Origin of the sequence: Nocardioides sp., from assembly GCF_024509035.1 — a bacterium.
Classification (GTDB): Bacteria; Actinomycetota; Actinomycetes; order Propionibacteriales; family Nocardioidaceae; genus Nocardioides.
Genome location: NZ_JANINT010000266.1, coordinates 1 through 2790, shown reverse-complemented (window position 1 = coordinate 2790; position 2790 = coordinate 1). Strand labels below are relative to the sequence as shown.

General features: G+C 69.1%; 2 pseudogenes. Both read left to right on the top strand.

Features of this window, described 5'->3' with window-relative positions:
- A pseudogene (locus Q0L15_RS25015) lies at positions 1-2503 on the top strand (DUF3427 domain-containing protein); the annotation flags it as partial.
- A gap of 57 nt (positions 2504-2560) precedes the next feature.
- Positions 2561-2790 (top strand): annotated as a pseudogene (locus Q0L15_RS18190) (hypothetical protein); the annotation flags it as partial.

The following is a 2790-nucleotide window of genomic DNA, read 5'->3' as shown; positions in this document are numbered from 1 at the left end:
GGAGCCGAGGTCCGCATCCAGTACGACGCGCAGCGCACGCGTCTGCACGCCAAGGCCTGGATGTTCCGACGCAACACCGGCTTCCACACGGCGTACGTCGGCTCCTCGAACCTCTCCCGCGCCGCCCTGCTCGACGGCGTCGAGTGGAACGTCCGACTCTCGCGCGTCGCGACGCCGGCGCTCCTGGAGAAGTTCAGCGCAACGTTCGCGACGTACTGGAGCGAGGCGAGCTTCGAGGAGTACGACCCCGATCGTGACCGCGACCGGCTCGACGATGCTTTGGCCGAGGCCTCCGGGCGCAGCCAGCACAGTCGTGTGACGATCTCGCTGTCCGGGCTCGAGGTGCGTGCGTATCCCTATCAACAGCAGATGTTGGACGCGCTCGACGCCGAGCGAGTCGTCCACGATCGCCACCGCAATCTCGTCGTGGCGGCGACCGGCACGGGCAAGACGGTGGTCGCTGCACTGGACTATCGCCGGCTCTGCGATCCGACCACGGGCGAACGGCCCTCGTTGCTCTTCGTGGCCCACCGGCGCGAGATCCTGCATCAGTCGCAGCGCACCTACCAAGAGGTCCTCGGCGACGCCACGTTCGGCGAGCTCTACGTCGACGGGGCGCGGCCCGAGCGATGGCGCCACGTCTTCGCCAGCGTGCAGTCCCTGACGTCGTACGGCGTCGAGAACCTCCCCGTCGATGCCTTCGACATCGTGGTGATCGACGAGTTCCACCATGCTCAGGCGTCGACGTACCGTCGCCTCCTCGATCGCCTTCAGCCTCGGGAGCTGCTCGGGCTGACAGCCACACCCGAGCGCGCAGACGGCGTGGACGTGCGCACGTTCTTCGACGGTCGGATCGCAGCCGAGCTGCGCCTCTGGGACGCTCTCGGAGCGGACCTGCTGTGCCCGTTCCACTACTTCGCGCTCGCCGACGGCACCGACCTGAGGGCCGTCGGCTGGTCGCGAGGCCGGTACGACGAGGAGCAGCTCTCGAACGTCTTCACCGGCAACGATCGTCGAGCCCAGATCGTGCTCAACCAGCTGCACGACAAGGTCCTTGACCCCGGCGCGATGCGTGCATTGGGGTTCTGTGTCAGCGTCGCTCACGCCGAGTACATGGCCCGGGTCTTCAACGAGGCGGGGGTCCCGGCGCGTGCCGTCAGTGGCCAGACGCCCTTGATCGAGCGCGAGCGCGCTCTCAACGATCTGCGCGCCCGGGACGTCAACGTTCTCTTCGCCGCCGATCTCTTCAACGAGGGCCTCGACCTCCCGGACGTTCCTGTTCCTCCGGCCCACCGAGAGCGCCACCGTCTTCCTGCAGCAGCTCGGTCGGGGGCTGCGGCGTACGCGCTCCAAGGCTGTGCTCACCGTGCTCGACTTCGTCGGTCACCACCGCAAGGAGTTCCGCTTCGACCTCAAGCTTCGTGCCCTCACCGGCCAGACCCGGCGCGGCCTCGAGCGCGAGATCGAGCGCGGCTTCCCGTTCCTGCCGTCGGGCTGCCAGATCGTCATGGACCGTCAGGCCCAAGTGCTCGTCCTCGAGAACGTCCGCGCCCAGGTCTCGGCCCGGTGGCCGCAGATGGTGGCGGAGCTCCGGTCGTACGGCGACCAGACGCTTGGCTCGTTCCTCCACGAATCGGGACTCGAGCTCTCCGACGTCGTCCGCCAGGGTCGCTCCTGGACCCAGCTGCGCCGCGCCGCCGGCCTGGCGACTCCGCCTGCTGGTGAGCTGGAGAGCGCCCTCCTGAAGCGCACCCGCGCCTTCACGCATGTCGACGACCCCGACCGCGCGTCGGCGTACGACGCCCTGCTCGCCGGACAGGCTGTCGACGACGGCGGGCACTCGACGGTCGAGAAGCGCCTCGCGGACATGCTCTTCTTCTCCCTCTTCCCCGACGGCGGTGGATTCGACTCCGTCGAGGCCGGGCTGGAGGCGGTCCGACGTGAGCACGCGGCCCGTGACGAGGTTCGCAGCGTCGTCGACCTGGCGTTCGACGACGCCCGCCACCGCACCGTCGCGCTCGACGGACCGCTCGCCGGCATCCCGCTGCGGGTCCACGCCCGCTACCAGCGCGAGGAGGTGCTCGCCGCTCTCGCGTACGCGAGCCTGCAGCGCAAGCCGAACTCGTTCCGCGAGGGCGTGCTGTACGTCCCGGAGGTCAACGTCGACGCCTTCTTCGTGACGCTGAAGAAGTCCGAGGCCGACTTCTCCCCCACCACGATGTACCGCGACTATCCGATCAGTCCGACGCTGTTCCACTGGGAGTCGCAGTCGACGACGACCGTCGCGTCCCGCACTGGCCAGCGGTACCTCACCGGCGCCAGCACCGTGCTGCTGTTCGCCCGCGAGACCCAGCAGGACGCCTTCGGCACCGCCTCCTACCTCTTCCTCGGGCCGGCGACCTACGTCTCCCACGAGGGCGAGCGCCCCATCGCCATCACGTGGCGTCTCGCTCATGCCATGCCGAGCGAGTTCTTCCAGACCGCATCCGTCGCCGTCTCCTGACGAGCCGCGCGATCGCGCCGTCAAGGCACTGTCGGTGGGCCCTGTTTCACTGTTCTCATGCAGGCGAATCGGGCGCTTGAGGAGATGTCGGAGGACGAGGTCCTCGACTTCGCCGGCGCCTGCGCTGAGACCGTCTGGCGGGCCGAGGTCGACCTGCTCCGCGCGGCGTATCAGTGGTCGGTGATCCACTCCGCTGATCGGCTCGACCCGGGCTGGGCCGGGGTGCATGGTGGCGAGCGGGCCCGCCGGCTGGGTGGTCCGGGTGTCGCGGAGGTGACGGAGTTCGC